We start from the raw sequence: 14,815 nt of genomic DNA, 5'->3' as shown, positions 1-14,815 counted from the left end.
TGGGTCCATGCGCCGGCGTTGCCAGCAAGTTTCAGAACACCAAGGTCGCGGTGGCCATGGCCGTGCTATTGCTGTCCAGCCTGTTTTTGCTGCTGATGGTGGGCACCCAGCGCAGGCTCAGCGACAGGGATCGCTTGTCCGCCAGCTTCCTGTCGTACGTAACGATGGGCCCCAGCGCCCAATCGTGGCCCTTGAAACCGTTGAGCCGGTCGGCCGTTGGCCCGGTGTCGTTGCCTAGTTGTTGCTGGGTCCCCAACACCAGCCCAGCGCTGATGCCGTTGCTGAAGGTCTTGCGGCCCATGACGTCCCAGCTGAAGACGGGCGCGTTCTGGTAGTCCGTGGCGTTGTTGCGGGTGTAGAACTGCACGGCGGCGACGGTATCCAGCTGATAGCCGGATTCCGGAAAGATCTTGGTGTAGGCCACCTGGGGAATGAACGTCCAGTTGTTCAGACTGGGGTTGGCCATGTCCTTGGCGTTGTATTTGCCGGTAGGGGCCCAGATGTTCAGACTTAGCGCCATGTGCGAGGTTTGCGAGAAATGGTAGCCCGCGATAACCGGCGTGAAATACAGGTCGAACAGGCCCGAGGCTGTGTCGGTCTCGCCTATGGACCTGCCACCCGCGCCGGTCACCTTGGAATTGACCTTTGTCCAGACGTACGGCAGCGTGAAGCTGGACGCGAAGTTCCAGCGGCCCGGCCCCGTGTCCCAGGTCTTGAGCACGGTGGCCAGCGTGAACGCGACCTTGGCATCCAACCCTAACGAGGTGCGTCCGCTTACCGGCACCTCGCGGCTGCCGCCGATGGTGCCGTCCAGGTACAGCTGCGACAGGTTGACGGCCCAGATGGGTTCGGGTGACACGATGCCCGCATTGGGCTGCACATTGGTGCCCGTGACCTGACGGCCCAGCGCGCCTTCGGTGGCAAAAGCCGCGCCGGGCAGGGCCAGCAGCACCACCACGGCAGAAGCCACCGCATTGCGAGCAACCCATGTTGCGGCATGATCCATGTTGCTGTGCTCCGTTAAGAATTACCCAGACCGCAAAGACATGCCCCGAACGGCTGCAATAACCCGGGCGATGGCCGATAGTAATATGCGCAAATTGTCGGGGGAAGTAGAGATAATCCGGCCCGGTCTGATCTGGTCCGTGGCGGCTGGCAAGAAGCCGTTGCCGCGAACCCGCCCAGCGTGGCAGGTGATGCGCTAGGCCGGTTCCAGCGGCCAGACTTCGACCACGCCGTGCGCCACCGCGCACGGTGTTTGCGACACGATGGCGATGGCCTCGGCCAGGTCCGCGGCTTCGATGATGGCAAAGCCCGCCAGGGGCAAGGGCGACTGCAAGTACGGGCCGTTCGTGATTTCTACCCCGGCCGCGCCGGTGTTGCGCACCTGCACCGGCGCGCCCGCTATGCCCATCAGCACGCCTTCTTTCTGCAATCGCGCGTCGTGTGCGTGCGCGGCGTCTCGCAAGGCGACCGGAGTGCGGTCGTAACCCGCTTGATCGCCATATCCTATCGTCACGAATTTAGGCATCAGAAGTCCTTTACGGATGGGGTATGAAACGCCGAACGGGGATGCCGAAATGCACCGCTAATCGCCGATACGCCGACTGCGGGAACGCTCCATCAGCCCTGTTTGCCGAAGCCGCCACTGGCCCATTCGGATGCGCGCTGCACGGTCAGTTTGTACGTCGGCGGCACGTTGACCTGGGCCAGTTGTTCGCCGGATTCATCGTACGCGCTTAGCACGGCGTAAGGCTCGTCTTCGTCGGGCACGATGTCCAGCTTGACCGTCAGGCGGCCCGCCTCGGCGTCGATCTTCACGCTTTTGTGCAACGTGGCATGCAACTGCTGCTCATGGCGGCGCAGCACTTCGTTGGCGGTCTTGACCAGGGTGATGAAGGCGGGCGAGTCAAGCGGCTTGGGGTTTTTCTTGTCGCGGCCCATGGTCCACGGCCCGACCAAGGCCGGCTCGGATTGGCCGTCCATCGTCATTTCGACGGCCCAGCCGTCGTCTTCTTCATTCTTGATGACCCGGGCGGTCCAGCCGTCATCGCGCCAAAGCCTGGGCTCCTGTTCCTTGCGGTCTTCGGGGCTGTCCGGGTCGGGTAGGCGGGTGTCGTTCACTGCGGTGTTTCTCCAGGATTTCTGGGCGCGACGTCCAAAATTTTGTCGGCCCCCCGGCACTGTAGCCTAACGAACGCGTGCGGTCCTGGGGGCGGGATGTTCGAAGCACGCCGGGCAAGAGCGGGTGCGCGCGGCGCCCGATCGCCTGTTGACACGAGTGTATCGGCACGAAATTGTTGACTCCCAACCGACCAACTAGTAGATTGGCAGCCATACGTGCCCCTGGTGAGTATTCCAGTAGCGGCCTACCCGTAAACCGAATTTGGAAGTCCATGAGTTTGGAACTCTCGCCCAAGGCCCTTGAAATCGTCGAGCAGACGCGACTGCTGCTGGCCGCCGGCGGCTATCACGGCTTCAGCTATGCCGATGTGTCCGCACGCGTCCACATCGGCAAACCCAGCATCCACCATCATTTCCCCACCAAGGAACACTTGGTCCTGAGCGTGGTGATGGTGCATCGCGAACAGGCGCGCCAGGGGCTGGCCAAGCTTGACCAGCATGTTGAAGACCCGCAAGCGCGCTTGACGGCCTACACGGAATACTGGGCCAAGTGCATCCGCGAGGGCACGATGCCCATGTGCATATGCGCCATGTTGGCCGCCGAGGCGCCCTTGATTCCCAGCGCCGTCGCCGCTGAAGTCCGCGCCTATTTTGCCGAGCTGGCAGCCTGGATCGGCTCGGTGCTGGCCAGTGGGGCGGCAAAGGGCCAGTTCCACTTGCGCGACAAGGTCGAGGCCGAAGCGCAGGCTTTCATGTCGATGGTGCATGGCGCGATGTTGACGGCGCGTGCCTTCGGCGACCCCAAGGTATTCGAATCGATTGCACGCGCGGCCATCAAGCAGTTGAGCGCGGCGGCCTGACGGTGGGATAAGCGCACCTCGGGGTGCGCGCCGTTGACCGTCAACCCCCGCATTCGCAGTGCCGCTTTATCCCGCTTTTTTTTGCACTGATTGCCGACCAACTAGTCGGTTTGTTTCCTGTCTGGAGTTCTTGCCATGCCACATCCTATTTCCACCTTGGGCGCCGCCCACACCCTCATCAGCCTTGTCCCCGCCGTTGGAGGCCTGTACAGCTTTGCGCGGTATCAAGGCATCGACCCCGCAACGCGCACGGGCAAGCTTTATCTGGGCGGGCTGGTATTGGCGGTGCTGACGTCGTTCGGGCTGTCCAGCTCTGGTGGCTTCAACGCCGGGCACGCGTTGGGAATCCTGGCGTTGCTGGCCGTGTCGGGGGCGTTGCTGGCGCCGCGATTGTCCTGGCTGGCGCGGTCGCGTCCCTATCTGTCGCAACTGGGGTTTTCGTTCAGCTTTTTCTTGATGTGGGTGCCCGGAATCGCCGAAACGCTGACGCGCCTGCCCGTTTCGCATCCGCTTGCCGAAGGCCCGCAATCGCCCCTGGTGCGCGGCGCGTTGGGGGTGTGGTTGGCGATTTTCGTGGTGGGCTCGGCGGCGCAGTTGCTGTGGATGGCAGCCCAACGCCGCATGCCCGCCAAAGCCGCCGGGCGACCGTAGCGCTGCAACCTAAGACGACATTGCCGGGCACGACCCGTCGCCCACGCATCCCCAAGGAGGCTGCCATGATTGCCCGTGCTATTGATCCGACCGGCCAGGTCCGTATTGCCGATACTCAGCGTCCATACGTTCAAAACCGCGACATTGTGGACCCTTACCGCAGCGAACGCCTGCGGGCGCAAACGCGTGCCGCGCCTCCGACGCAACCGCCTCTGTCGCCCTACGCGCGGATTCAAGCCGTGCAGGGATCGGCTGCGATGGCGGCTGGGGCGCCCCTCGCGCGCGCCGCCCATCGACCCGCCAGCGTTGATGCCGCTCGGCCCACCGCGTCCGTCGACGCGATGCGGGATCAATACACTGCCCATTGCCTTAAAAACGCCATCCAGGCCTACCACGATCAGCAAGCCCGGCTGGATGCGCGTTCCGTCGCGGCCAATCGCAAGCTGCGCGACGAGCAAACCGCCTTGCAAGCGCGGGCTGACGCGGCGCATGACTTGGGCACGATCCAGGGCCTGCTGCCGTACCAGGCCTATCGGTTCGCCGCTGGCGTGATGGCGGTGTTGCCGCCGCCTTTTACCGTGGCAGCGGGCATGCCGCTGTTAATGGTCGGGCCGGTCGGTACCGCCGCAAAACCGCGCCACAGTACCGACGACGCGTCCGGGGGCGCGGCTCCCTATCCAAGTTCGTGAGGGGTGCTCATTGCAGGTTTCCGCTACCAACGCACGGTTTGGACGAAGTCGACGAAAGCGCGCAACGGCGCCGGTAGATAGCGGCGCCCCGGGAAGTAGAGCGACGGGCCGTTGAAGCTGGGCCACCAGCGTTCCAGCACGGGCGCGAGCTCGCCACGATCGATGTAGGGTTGCAGCCATTCCTCAAAAAGGTAAACCACGCCGGTGCCCGCAACGGCCGCATCCACGGCAAGGTCCGCCGCCGCGCCCAGGCCCACGATCAAGGGGCCGGTCACGTCCACCGTGACGGTTTTGCCCTGTTGCTCGAAGTCCCACGAGGGCATGGCGCCACTGGAAAAACGCCCGCGCAGGCAGATGTGCTTGCGCAGATCTTCAGGGCGACGCGGGCGCCCATGGTTGGCCAGATACGCGGGCGACGCCGCGACGGCCATGCGCTGGCGCTTGGGGCCGATCGGAATGGCCACCATGTCCTGGTCCATGCTTTCTTCGTAGCGAATACCCGCATCGCAATCCGATTGCAGCAGGTCCACAAAGCGGTCCTCGACAACGACCTCAAGGCAGATCTCCGGGTAGGCGGCCAAGAATGGCGGCACGATGCGCGGCAGCACCAGCTTGGATGCCGCCAGCGGCACATTCAGCCGCAGCCTGCCCGCCGGCCGATCACGAAAGTGGTTGGCCACGTCCAGCGCCGATTCCACCGCGTTGAGCGCGGGCGTCAGCTGTTCCAGCAAGCGCTGTCCGGCAACCGTCAGCGCCACGCTGCGCGTCGTTCGGTTAAGCAGCCGCAGACCCAGCCGCGTTTCCAGCCGGCGCACCGCCTCGCTCAATTGCGATGCGCTGGCCCCGGTCATGCGCGCGGCGCCACGAAAGCCGCCATGCGTGGCAACGGCAACAAAGGCGCTGATGTCTTGAAGGTCGACCACGGCGTTTCTCGATTGTTCGGATTTCCGCACAAGCTGTGCGATTGTGCCCGATTGTCGCACGGCCAATCCAGGCCTAGACTGGCTGCATTCACCCCCCGTTCAAGGAATACCCCCATGACCCAAGCCCAACAAGCCGGCACCTATCGCCTGGCCGAATTCAACGTCAACCGCCTTGGCTACGGCGCCATGCAACTGGCCGGCCCACACGTGTACGGTCCGCCCAAGGACAAACAACAAGCCATTGCCGTCCTGAAGGAAACCGTGGAACTTGGCATCAACCACCTGGATACCAGCGATTTCTACGGGCCGCATATCACGAATCAACTGATCCGCGAAGCACTGCATCCGTATCGCGACGACCTGGTCATCGTGACGAAAGTGGGGGCGCGACGCGGCGCCGATGCGTCCTGGATTCCCGCCTTCTCTGCCGCTGAACTGGAATCGGCCGTGCACGACAACCTGCGCAATCTGGGGCGGGACGTGATGGACGTCGTTAACCTGCGCTTGATGTTCGACGTGGCGGGCCCGGCGGAAGGGGACATCGAAGCATCCATGACCACGATGGCCGAACTGCAACGCAAGGGACTGGTGCGTCACATCGGCCTTAGCAACGCCACCGCGCGGCAAGTGGAGCAGGCGCGCGGCATTGCCGACATCGTTTGCGTGCAGAACCAATACAACCTGGCCCATCGCGGCGACGGCGCGCTGATCGATGCACTGGCCCGCGACGGCATTGCCTACGTGCCGTTCTTCCCGCTGGGTGGTTTCTCGCCGCTACAGTCGGCGGTGTTGTCGGACGTGGCGAACAAGGTGCAAGCCACGCCGATGCAGGTGGCGCTGGCCTGGTTGCTACAGCGTTCGCCCAACATCTTGTTGATTCCGGGTACGTCGTCGGTGAAGCACCTGCGCGAAAACGTCGATGCCGCCGCGTTGCGCCTGAGCGACGATGACATCCGGGCGCTGGATGCCATCGCGCCGGAACCGCGCTGATGGGCGGATGCGCGGCATTGATGCCAGCCCAGGCACCCAGCCCGCGCGCTATTGACGGGTCCAGCGGCCCAATCCGGCATCGTCATAGAACTTGATGGCGAAGCCGGCGGCACGGCCCTGGTCCATCTGGAACACCAGCGACGCCCGCGAAGCGACCAGTTCCGCTTCGCCCACGGGCGAAAAAGCATAAGTGTCGCCATCCCAGTGCGTGAGCGGAAAGCGCATTGCGCGCGGGCCTAGAACCAGCGTCAGGCCATCGTCGGCCTGTTCGATCCGCGCCGCGCCGTAGTACGGATTGTCAAAGCCGCCGGCGTAGGCGGCCACGGCTTGTGCGGGTGTCGGCTTGGCCGGTTCAACCTTGCCGGAAAGGTCCGCCTGCGGTTCAAAAAAGCCCTTCATCGCCCCGTGATAGGCCGCGTACCAGTCCCGTGTCGGCTTGCCGTAAAGCGCCGTATCGGTAAACGCCGCCGCTACGGATTCGGCCGCGCCGATGGGCGCGCCATTGGTCAGCACCACAATGCCGATGCCCGCCGACGGCACGATCTTGAAGGTCGTGCCCGTGCCCATCAGGAAGGCACCCGAATGCCCCATCGACGGCCGGCCGCCCAGTTCGGTGTTGACGTTGAAGCCATAGCCATAGAAGCCTGAACGCGAATTCAGATCGTGGGCACGCGCGGAAAACGCCTGGGCGGTCAGGGCGGGCAGCAGCGCGCCGGGGGCGATAAGCCTCTTGCCCTGATATTGGCCGTCGGCCAGCAGCAGCTTCAGCCACTCGGCCATGTCCATGACGGTGGACGACGCGCCGCCGGCGGGCGCCTGCTGGTCCGCATTGCGCTGGCCCAGCGGCACGAACTTGCCCTGTTGGTAGCCATGCAGAACCGCGTGATTGGCGTGCGCCATGAAGTCGTCGAAGCGATAACTGGTGGCCTGCATGCCCAAGGGCTTGAACAGCCGTTCGTCAGCCAGCTTGTCCCACGGGCGGCCCGCTGCCCTGGCCACGGCGTTGGCGCCGATAGTCGTGCTGAAGTTGGCGTAGTGATAGGACGTGCGAAAGGGATCCAGTGGCAATTGCCGCAAGCGCGTGATGACGTCGGCCTGCTTGTACCCCAGGTCTTCCAGGTCGTCACCCGCAGTGCCCGGCAGCCCCGACCGGTGCGCAAAGAAGTCGCCGATGGTGGCGTGCCGGGACACATAGGCGTCTTGCAGGCGGAAGTCCGGCAGGTATCGGGCCACGGGGTCGGCCCACGCCACGGTGCCCTGGGACACCTCGATCGCGGCCACCGTTGCCGACAGTGACTTGGAGATGGATGCGATCTGGAACACCGTGCTTGCGTCCACGGGCGCGTTCTTGCCGACCTCGCGCGTGCCCCAGCCGCGTACCAGCACCGTCTTGCCGTCCACCACCACGGCCACGGCCATGCCCGGCACCCCGCTGCGCGTCATGATGTCTTGCACGATGCCCGGAAGCGCCTGGACGGCGTGTTGCACGCTGCCTGAGGGAATGGCCACGACGTCCGCCGGCGGGCTGGCCGCGCTGTCGATCGGTACGGGCTGCGCCCACGCCCCGGAACCGCCAAGCGCCAAGGCGCATGCCCAGGCCGGAAATAGTGTTTTGCTTGTCATGGTGCCCTCAGAATCCCGCCTGGTAAGCGATGCGAAAAACGCCTTGGTTGATACGAATGGCCTGGTCGCGCTGGTGCGTCAACCCCGCCTGCACAATGAAGCCCAAGGGCGTCACGTAGGTCAGGGCGCCCGATAGCGCCCAATCGACGTCGTCCTTGAGCCCGTAGCGCGCTAGTTTTTGTTCGCTGCCCGATAGCCCGCGCACGGCGGCTGTGGCGGTCAGTTGCCAGCGGTCGCGCGACAGCGACACCGACGTCACGCCGTTGCCGTTTGCCACCGGCGCGCCTCGAAAGGCGGTGGCATAGGTGGCCTCGTTGAACCAGCCCAGGCTCCACGCGTTGCCCAGCGGCGTGTCATAGCGCAGGCGGGCCGACACGGTGTTGGCGCTTTTTCCCTGGGACGGGTCCATGTACAGCCTGCCCGCATCCACGCCGCCCGACAGGCGCTCCAAACCCGGCAGGTCGCGGAAGTCATAGGACACGATGAAGGACTTCATCTGGTCGCTGAAGGCGGGCGGTGCGTCCGTGCGGATGAAGCCATCGTCCAGGCTCAGGCGGCGGTTCAGCGCCGTGTCGTCACGCTTGAACAGCACCGCCGCCACGGAATGCGCGCCTTGGCCAGGCGTGTCCAACGTGTAGCGTCCGCCCAAGCCGATCGATCCGCGAAACTCCGAGTTGTCGTTAAAGCCGGTGTACACGCCGTCGATGACATGCCAGGCATCCCCGAAGCCCAGGTCCATCTTGCCGGCATACAGCGCATAGTGATCGGCCGTATAGGCGGCGAACAGGTTGTCCATATCGACGCCCAGGTCGGAAAACGCGTTGTCCTTTGTTTCGTTGTCGGCCGAGTTGAACGTGGCCTTGGTTCGGATGGAAAATTCGCGCGTCAGTTGCAAGACCAGGGCAGCCTCGGCGGTGGGCTGCACGCTGCTCCAATGGGATCGCGGGATCTGGCCGCTGTCGTCCTTGATGCCGAAAAAGCCGGTGTAGCCGGTCATCAGTAGAAAGCGGCCGTTCAGTTGCGGGTACTGACTGTCGCCATCGCCCAATTCGCTATAGGGCGTCAAGAAAATCTCGGTCTTGAAGATGTCTCTGGCATCTTGCGCCGACGCCGTGTGCGCGACCAGCATGGCAAGCATCCCGAATAACCCAGACAACCCGCACACCGCGGCGTGGATCGGCGGCACGGCGGGCTGCACCGACTTCAACCCGATCACCGCGCCAACTCGGCCGCCAATGTGCGTACTTGCGAATGGATGTTCTCGAACATGGCGAAGTTGACGCGGCTGGCCACCACGAAAATGCCCAGATCCCGGTTCGGCGACAGCACCGCATAGCTCATGAAGCCCCCCAGCCCGCCGCTTTTGCCCAGCAGCAACGGCGCTCCATTGCGCGGCAACGTCGCCACCCAGCCCAAGCCCATGCCGTCGGCGTCGGTCACTTCGGTGCCCACCACTGACTTCAGCCCGTCATACGGCAGCCACATCAGGTGGTCCAGCGCGAACGCTTCTTTGGCCTGCCTGGCGCCGTCCAGGTGCCAGCGCATCCATCGCGCCATATCGCTGGCCGACGAATAAATGCCCGCGCTGGCATACATCACGTCGGGCACCGTTGCGTTCGCGTCAGGCTTGCCGAACGGGTCCAACCCCGTCATCAACCGCTTCTTTTGCGCATCGTTAAGCACGTTGGTGGTATCCACCAAGCCCGCCGGTCGGGTCACTTCGTTGGCCAGCACCGTTGAATAGTCCGTGCCCGCCGCCTTGGCCAACGCGTCGCCCAGCAAGCCGAAACCCAGGTTGGAATACAGCGTGGTGGTGCCGGGTACATAGGCCGGCTTGTTGGCGCTCATCCATTTCCAGTAATAGGCGCGGTCAAACGCGGCGTAGGGGTTGTCTGACGGCTTGGCGTCCGGGTTGGGCAATTCGCGCGGCAGCCCGCCAGAATGCGTGGCCAGATCCAACAGGGTGATCGGACGGCCGTGGGATTGAAGGTGGGTGCCGTCCGGTGCGTACTTGGCCAGCGGGTCCGTCAGTTTGAGTTTGCCCTTGGCGGCCAAGGACGCCAGCACATCGGTGGCGAAAACCTTCGAGACGGACGCGATCCGGAAGACGGAATGTTCGTCGGGTTCGACCCCGTTGCCCGGCGCCGTCTCGCCATAGCCCTGGATCACGACATCGTCGCCGCGTACCACCGCGATGATGACGGCGGGGGCGCCCGAATTCAGATAGAGCTGCATGCCGGCCATCGACACGGCGTCCTGTAGCGCGGGGTCGGCGGCGTTGGCTGGGGCGGTGCCCAGCGCGCACGCGACGGAAAACGCCAGGGAGGTGAAGCGCGAAACAAAGCGGGACGCCAGCATGCCGATCCTGTAGAAAAAGCGGCGGGGAACGGGGGTTCCTCCGCATGCCGAGATAATCCCAAGAACTTGGCGAACGGTCTTCTGTGTCAGGACGAAACAACATGCCGGCATGACGAACGACATCCGCCGGTGCACGGCAGGGGCGGGCTTTCAGATCCCCATGCGCTCGCGCAGCAGCTTGCGGTACGACCGGGATACCGGCCAGTGGCTGTCTACCGACCGCATGCGGATCAGCCACTTGTCGACGCTTCTGCGGTCCACGTCCATGACATGTAGCGCGTTGGCAATGGCGGTGCGGTGCACACGAAAGAAGGTCTTGTCCGGCAGCAGGGTGCACCACATGCCCAGCGCGCGGGAATCCAGCACCATCGAGCCGTCGTCCAGCCAGATCTCGCTGTAATTGCCGGCCGAGCGCACGCCCACGATGGCGTCGGGCTGTACGCCTCGGACCACGCCGCGCATGGTCAGATAGATGACGGCGGTCGTGCCGTCGTAGAGGGCGCGCCGGTCATCGCGGCGGTTGGCGTACTTGGCTTGCCCGATCAGGTTGGCGCATTGATATACGGCCCGAACTTCTTGCGGGGACCACGTCCTGTGCTGCACGGTGGTGTCGAAACCGATGATGCCGTAGAGCTTTCCGTCATGAAAGACCGGCACGCTGAGCACGCTTTTATTACCCTGACGCTGGAATTCCATCTGGATCGGCCGCGCGGTACGCGGCAGGTCGTTGATGTCATGAATGGCCACGGCCAAGCCTTTCACCATGAACCGGTGCAACCAGGCGATCAGGGTCGTCGGCACATCCTGCAATTGCTCAACGAAGGGCTGCGTCTGGCCGCGGCACCATTCGTGCGTGTTGCGCAGGCGTAGCAGGTCGGGGCGGTATTCGATCATCCAGGCGCGGTCTGCGTCCGAGGTCTCGCCCATGAAGGCCAGCAGATCCGCGATGGCGTCATTGACGGGGCGCTTGAGCAGGGCCATCGCGCATTGGTACAACCAGTCCGAGGGCGGATAGCCGTCGAGATACGTAGCATTGTGCGTTGCGTACTGACCAGCATCTTTCACACGCAGTTCCCCCGGCGGCCGGATCGCCTGTCCTCGCGCTGGCTGCGCCGCGCGCCCTGGGGCGATTTTCACCTTGCCCGCCGGGAATGACAAGAGAGCGGGGCACGCGTAACGTGCCCAAGCCCCCGGCCGGCTTCTAGCCCGTGTTCCGCGCCAGGAACCGCTGCGCCAGGCGCACGAAATACGCGGCCCCCAGCGGGATCGCTTCATCGTTGAAGTCATACGACGGGTTGTGCAAGCGGCAAGGCCCGGGCCCATGCCCTGCGTCCCGATGCGCACCCGCGCCGTTGCCCAGCAGCACGTAGCAGCCCGGCCGCTCGTTCAACATGAAAGAGAAATCCTCGGACCCCATCAGCCGCGCAAGGTCATCCGACACGCAGTCATCGCCCGCGACTTCGCGCATGACCTCGACCGCAAAGCGCGTCTGTTCGGGGTCGTTCACCAGCGAGGGATAGCAGCGTTCGAACGTCAGCGTGGCCGTGCAGCCGAACGTGGTGGCGGCGCCGCCGGTGATTTCTTCGATGCGCCGCTGGATCATGTCCAGCGTGTCGTCGCGGTGCGTGCGCACCGTGCCGCCCAGCCACGCCGCTTGTGGGATGACGTTGACCGCGTCGCCGCCGTGGATCTGCGTGACGGATAGCACCGCCGGTTCGTCGGGTGCGCGGTTGCGCGAGATCACGGTTTGCAGCGCCAACAGGATGTGGCCGGCGCAGACTAACGGGTCGACGCCCAGTTCCGGCTGCGAGGCGTGCGCGCCCTTGCCGGTGATGTCGATGCGAAAGCGGTTGCTGGACCCCATGAAAGGCCCGGCGCGCACGCCGAAGCTGCCCACGGGCAGGTCGGGCCAGTTGTGCAGCGCGAATACGGCATCGCAGGGAAAACGTTCGAACAGGCCGTCTTCGATCATGGCGCGCGCGCCGGCCTGGCCGCCTTCTTCGGCGGGCTGGAAGATGCAGTGGATGGTGCCGTCGAACTGCGCGTGCCGCGCCAGGTACCAGGCCGTGGCCAGCAGGATGGCGGTATGGCCGTCGTGACCGCAGGCGTGCATGCGGTTGTCGTGTTGCGACTTGTGCGCGAAGGTGTTGGCTTCGGGCATTGCCAGGGCGTCCATGTCGGCGCGCAGGCCGATGCGGCGCGCGCCCGTGCCGCGCGTCAGCGTGCCGACCACGCCGGTGCCGCCGATGCCCGTCGAAACCTGCCAGCCCCAGGCGGCCAGTTCGCGGGCGACAAGCGATGCGGTGCGGTGTTCTTCAAAGCCGATTTCCGGATGCGCGTGCACATCGCGGCGGATGGCGCGAAACGCCGGGTTGGCGGTAATGGTTGCAAGTATCTTGGCGGTGTCGGCGGTGTCGGCGGTGTCGGCGCTGTCGGCAATGCCGGTGTTGCGGTGGCCGGCGCCAGGGTCTTGGTGCGTGGTCATGCGGTTCCTCAAGGCTGCGTCGGAAGGTTCAGGGCGCGCAACGCGGTGACGTCGTCACGGATGCGGGCATCGAAGCTGGCTTTGTCGTAGGCGGTTGCCGATTCCATGCCCATGGCCAGTACGCGTTCTCGCACCTCGGGCTTGTCCATCACGGCGGCAAGCGCGTCGCGCACGCGTTGCAGGCGCTCGGGCGGCACGCCCCTGGGGGCCAGCACGCCCACCCAGCCGACCATCTCCATGCCCTTGACCGTCTGGCTTTCGTTGATGGTGGCCAGGTCGGGGTAGGCCGCCAGCCGCTGGCGGCTGATCACGCCCAGCGATTTGATGCGGCCTTGTTGCAGATGCGGCAGCGCGGTGGGCGGCGCCATGACGGCCAGGTCGATCTGGCCGCCCAGCAGGTCATTGATCAGCGGCGACGCGCCCTTGTACGGCACATGCAGCATCTTGGTGTCGGTGCGGCGTTGCAGGTCTTCAACCACCACCTGCTGGAACGTGCCCTGGCCCGGGCTGCCGTAGCTAAGGCTTTCCGGCGCGGCACGCAGCGCCTGCACGACCTGGTCGATATTTGATTGGGGAAGATCCTTGCGGGCCACCAGGATCAGCGGCGACGTAAACACCAGCGAAACCGGGTCGAAATTGTCGGTGCCATACCGCAGGTTGCGATTGACCAGCGGCTGCAAGACCACGTCGTTGATGCTGCCGGCCAGCAGCGTCGTGCCGTCGGGCTTGGCCTGCGCGACGCGGCCGGCGCCAATCGCGCCGCTGGCGCCGCCCACGTTCTCAATGACCACGGTCTGGCCCAGGCGTTCGCTCAGTTGCGGGGAAATCGCCCGCATCACGGCGTCAATCGACCCGCCGGCGGGGAAGGGGATGACGATGGTGAGCGGCTTGTCGGGCCAGGTTTGCGCTTGCGCGGGGGCAAACGTGGCTGCCGCGACCAAGGCGGCGGACAGCGCGGCGCGAACCCGCGCGCGACGGAAAAAGTGCAGCATTTCGAACCCCTTGTTTTGTTGGTGTCAGGCCGCTATTGCGCCTTGAATAGCTATACTTGAAAAGTGAAATATCAATGAAAGATATGCCGTTTAGGAATAGCTAAACCCATGCGTACCGCTACCGCCACCGCCACCGCCACCGCCACCGCTACCGCCACCGCCACCCTCGGCAGCCCGTCCTCCGCGGCCACGCTGTTTAATCGCCTGATCGCGCGCACCCGGCTGCGGCATTTGCAGCTGATCGTGTTGGTGGCTGAATTGGGCAGCGTGCAGCACGCTGCCGCGCAGATCGGCCTGACCCAATCGGCCGCCACGAAGATGGTGCTGGAAGTAGAGCGCGTGCTGGAAGCGCGCCTGTTCGAGCGGCACGCGCGCGGCATGCGGCCCACCTTTGCCTGCCGGGACTTGCTGCCTTTGCTGCGCAATGTGATGAACAGCCTGACCGGTTGCGCAGAGTCCTTGGCGGCGGCGGGCGCGGGCTTTGAAGGGACCGTGCGCGTGGGCGCAATCACTGCCGGCGTCAGCGGCGTCATCAACCCCGCGCTGCCCGAATTCTTTGCCAGGCAGCCGCAGGTTCGTCTGGAATTGTTCGAAGACGCGCTGCCGGTATTGCTGGGTCGTTATGCAGATGGCGAACTGGACTTTCTGGTCGCGCGTGAACCCGCGCAGCTGGCGCCCGATTCCCAGTTCCAGGCGTTGCTGGCCGACATCTGCGTGGTGGCCTCGGGCCCCGGGCACCCGCTGCTGGGCCGCCGCAATCTGCAACCCGCCGACCTGCTGGCCTACCCGTGGGCCAGCCCGCCGCTGGATAGCCAGACCTACCGCGCGTTCGAGGCGCTGTTTGCCGAATGCGGGGAACTGCCGCCCCTGCAACCGCTCAGCACGCGTTCATTTGCCACCATGGTGCATTACCTGCGCGCCAGCCAGGCACTGATGATGGGCCCCTTGAGCTTCGTGCGCGAAGGCCTGGATTCCGGCGCGCTGGCGCGGCTGGACTGCACGCTTGCCGACACCTTGCCGCCGCTGGGCCTGGTCAGCCGTACCGAACCGCGCAACCGCAGCGTGGCGGCTTTCCAGGCGCATCTGCTTGAGGCGCATGCGGCCCGCCGCCCCTGATTGC

15 protein-coding genes are annotated in these 14,815 nt (G+C 64.9%); 5 read left to right on the top strand and 10 right to left on the bottom strand.

Translation table 11 applies throughout. The features are described from left to right. Window positions 1-31: 31 nt before the first annotated feature. The 3 genes from V6F88_RS06405 to V6F88_RS06395 form a co-directional block, all read right to left on the bottom strand. Window positions 32-1,006 carry a SphA family protein gene (locus tag V6F88_RS06405; RefSeq protein ID WP_332608496.1) on the bottom strand — a complete coding sequence of 325 codons (975 nt, stop codon included), beginning with the start codon at window positions 1,004-1,006 and terminating at the stop codon, window positions 32-34. Window positions 1,007-1,201: 195 nt separating this feature from the next. Continuing rightward, window positions 1,202-1,531, bottom strand: coding sequence for a YciI family protein (locus V6F88_RS06400; protein WP_332608495.1), 330 nt, complete (start codon window positions 1,529-1,531; stop codon window positions 1,202-1,204). A gap of 92 nt (window positions 1,532-1,623) precedes the next feature. Next, the gene (locus V6F88_RS06395) at window positions 1,624-2,124 is read right to left on the bottom strand and encodes a hypothetical protein (protein ID WP_332608494.1); all 501 of its coding nucleotides are present in this window, start codon (window positions 2,122-2,124) and stop codon (window positions 1,624-1,626) included. 272 nt (window positions 2,125-2,396) lie between these two features. Between V6F88_RS06395 and V6F88_RS06390 the strand changes: the two genes are divergently transcribed. The 3 genes from V6F88_RS06390 (at window position 2,397) to V6F88_RS06380 (ending at window position 4,324) form a co-directional block, all read left to right on the top strand. Next, a complete protein-coding gene (locus tag V6F88_RS06390; RefSeq protein ID WP_332608493.1) occupies window positions 2,397-2,984 on the top strand; it encodes a TetR/AcrR family transcriptional regulator in 588 nt (195 codons plus the stop codon). Between the two features lie 135 nt (window positions 2,985-3,119). Further along, window positions 3,120-3,635, top strand: coding sequence for a hypothetical protein (locus tag V6F88_RS06385; protein ID WP_332608492.1), 516 nt, complete (start codon window positions 3,120-3,122; stop codon window positions 3,633-3,635). 65 nt (window positions 3,636-3,700) lie between these two features. Further along, window positions 3,701-4,324, top strand: a complete 624-nt coding sequence (locus V6F88_RS06380; protein ID WP_332608491.1) for a hypothetical protein — start codon at window positions 3,701-3,703, stop codon at window positions 4,322-4,324. 23 nt (window positions 4,325-4,347) lie between these two features. Here V6F88_RS06380 and V6F88_RS06375 read toward each other — a convergent pair whose 3' ends face one another. After that, window positions 4,348-5,247 (bottom strand): LysR family transcriptional regulator, encoded by a 900-nt coding sequence (locus V6F88_RS06375; protein WP_332608490.1) that lies wholly within the window; start codon window positions 5,245-5,247, stop codon window positions 4,348-4,350. A gap of 114 nt (window positions 5,248-5,361) precedes the next feature. On the opposite strand from V6F88_RS06375, the gene V6F88_RS06370 reads away from it, so the two are divergent. After that, entirely contained in the window at window positions 5,362-6,237 is an 876-nt protein-coding gene (locus V6F88_RS06370) for an aldo/keto reductase family oxidoreductase (RefSeq protein WP_332608489.1), read from the top strand. A 48-nt stretch (window positions 6,238-6,285) separates the two neighbouring features. Here the strand turns inward: V6F88_RS06370 and V6F88_RS06365 are convergent, their stop codons facing one another. The 6 genes from V6F88_RS06365 to V6F88_RS06340 form a co-directional block, all read right to left on the bottom strand. Beyond that, the gene (locus tag V6F88_RS06365) at window positions 6,286-7,860 is read right to left on the bottom strand and encodes a serine hydrolase (RefSeq protein WP_332608488.1); all 1,575 of its coding nucleotides are present in this window, start codon (window positions 7,858-7,860) and stop codon (window positions 6,286-6,288) included. A gap of 7 nt (window positions 7,861-7,867) precedes the next feature. Continuing rightward, window positions 7,868-8,989 carry a hypothetical protein gene (locus V6F88_RS06360; protein WP_332608487.1) on the bottom strand — a complete coding sequence of 374 codons (1,122 nt, stop codon included), beginning with the start codon at window positions 8,987-8,989 and terminating at the stop codon, window positions 7,868-7,870. A gap of 83 nt (window positions 8,990-9,072) precedes the next feature. Beyond that, window positions 9,073-10,218 carry a D-alanyl-D-alanine-carboxypeptidase/endopeptidase AmpH gene (gene ampH, locus V6F88_RS06355; protein WP_332608486.1) on the bottom strand — a complete coding sequence of 382 codons (1,146 nt, stop codon included), beginning with the start codon at window positions 10,216-10,218 and terminating at the stop codon, window positions 9,073-9,075. A 150-nt stretch (window positions 10,219-10,368) separates the two neighbouring features. Next, entirely contained in the window at window positions 10,369-11,283 is a 915-nt protein-coding gene (locus V6F88_RS06350; RefSeq protein WP_332608485.1) for a GAF domain-containing DNA-binding protein, read from the bottom strand. A 136-nt stretch (window positions 11,284-11,419) separates the two neighbouring features. Further along, the gene (locus V6F88_RS06345; protein WP_332608484.1) at window positions 11,420-12,703 is read right to left on the bottom strand and encodes a M20 aminoacylase family protein; all 1,284 of its coding nucleotides are present in this window, start codon (window positions 12,701-12,703) and stop codon (window positions 11,420-11,422) included. Window positions 12,704-12,711: 8 nt separating this feature from the next. Then, entirely contained in the window at window positions 12,712-13,695 is a 984-nt protein-coding gene (locus tag V6F88_RS06340) for a Bug family tripartite tricarboxylate transporter substrate binding protein (RefSeq protein WP_332608483.1), read from the bottom strand. Between the two features lie 108 nt (window positions 13,696-13,803). Between V6F88_RS06340 and V6F88_RS06335 the strand changes: the two genes are divergently transcribed. Further along, window positions 13,804-14,811 (top strand): LysR family transcriptional regulator, encoded by a 1,008-nt coding sequence (locus V6F88_RS06335; protein ID WP_332608482.1) that lies wholly within the window; start codon window positions 13,804-13,806, stop codon window positions 14,809-14,811. The last annotated feature ends 4 nt before the right edge of the window (window positions 14,812-14,815 follow it).

The sequence above is a fragment of the Achromobacter sp. ESBL13 genome (assembly GCF_036668755.1).
Classification (GTDB): domain Bacteria; phylum Pseudomonadota; class Gammaproteobacteria; order Burkholderiales; family Burkholderiaceae_B; genus Achromobacter.
This window is presented reverse-complemented; position numbering and strand designations above follow the sequence as displayed.

Coding starts and splice junctions, on each gene's coding strand:
- V6F88_RS06380 (WP_332608491.1), top strand. CDS start 3,701: ATGATTGCCCGTGCTATTGATCCGACCGGCCAGGTCCGTATTGCCGAT.
- V6F88_RS06390 (WP_332608493.1), top strand. CDS start 2,397: ATGAGTTTGGAACTCTCGCCCAAGGCCCTTGAAATCGTCGAGCAGACG.
- V6F88_RS06345 (WP_332608484.1), bottom strand. CDS start 12,703: ATGACCACGCACCAAGACCCTGGCGCCGGCCACCGCAACACCGGCATT.
- V6F88_RS06335 (WP_332608482.1), top strand. CDS start 13,804: ATGCGTACCGCTACCGCCACCGCCACCGCCACCGCCACCGCTACCGCC.
- V6F88_RS06385 (WP_332608492.1), top strand. CDS start 3,120: ATGCCACATCCTATTTCCACCTTGGGCGCCGCCCACACCCTCATCAGC.
- ampH (WP_332608486.1), bottom strand. CDS start 10,218: ATGCTGGCGTCCCGCTTTGTTTCGCGCTTCACCTCCCTGGCGTTTTCC.
- V6F88_RS06360 (WP_332608487.1), bottom strand. CDS start 8,989: ATGCTGGTCGCGCACACGGCGTCGGCGCAAGATGCCAGAGACATCTTC.
- V6F88_RS06340 (WP_332608483.1), bottom strand. CDS start 13,695: ATGCTGCACTTTTTCCGTCGCGCGCGGGTTCGCGCCGCGCTGTCCGCC.
- V6F88_RS06365 (WP_332608488.1), bottom strand. CDS start 7,860: ATGACAAGCAAAACACTATTTCCGGCCTGGGCATGCGCCTTGGCGCTT.
- V6F88_RS06400 (WP_332608495.1), bottom strand. CDS start 1,531: ATGCCTAAATTCGTGACGATAGGATATGGCGATCAAGCGGGTTACGAC.
- V6F88_RS06370 (WP_332608489.1), top strand. CDS start 5,362: ATGACCCAAGCCCAACAAGCCGGCACCTATCGCCTGGCCGAATTCAAC.
- V6F88_RS06405 (WP_332608496.1), bottom strand. CDS start 1,006: ATGGATCATGCCGCAACATGGGTTGCTCGCAATGCGGTGGCTTCTGCC.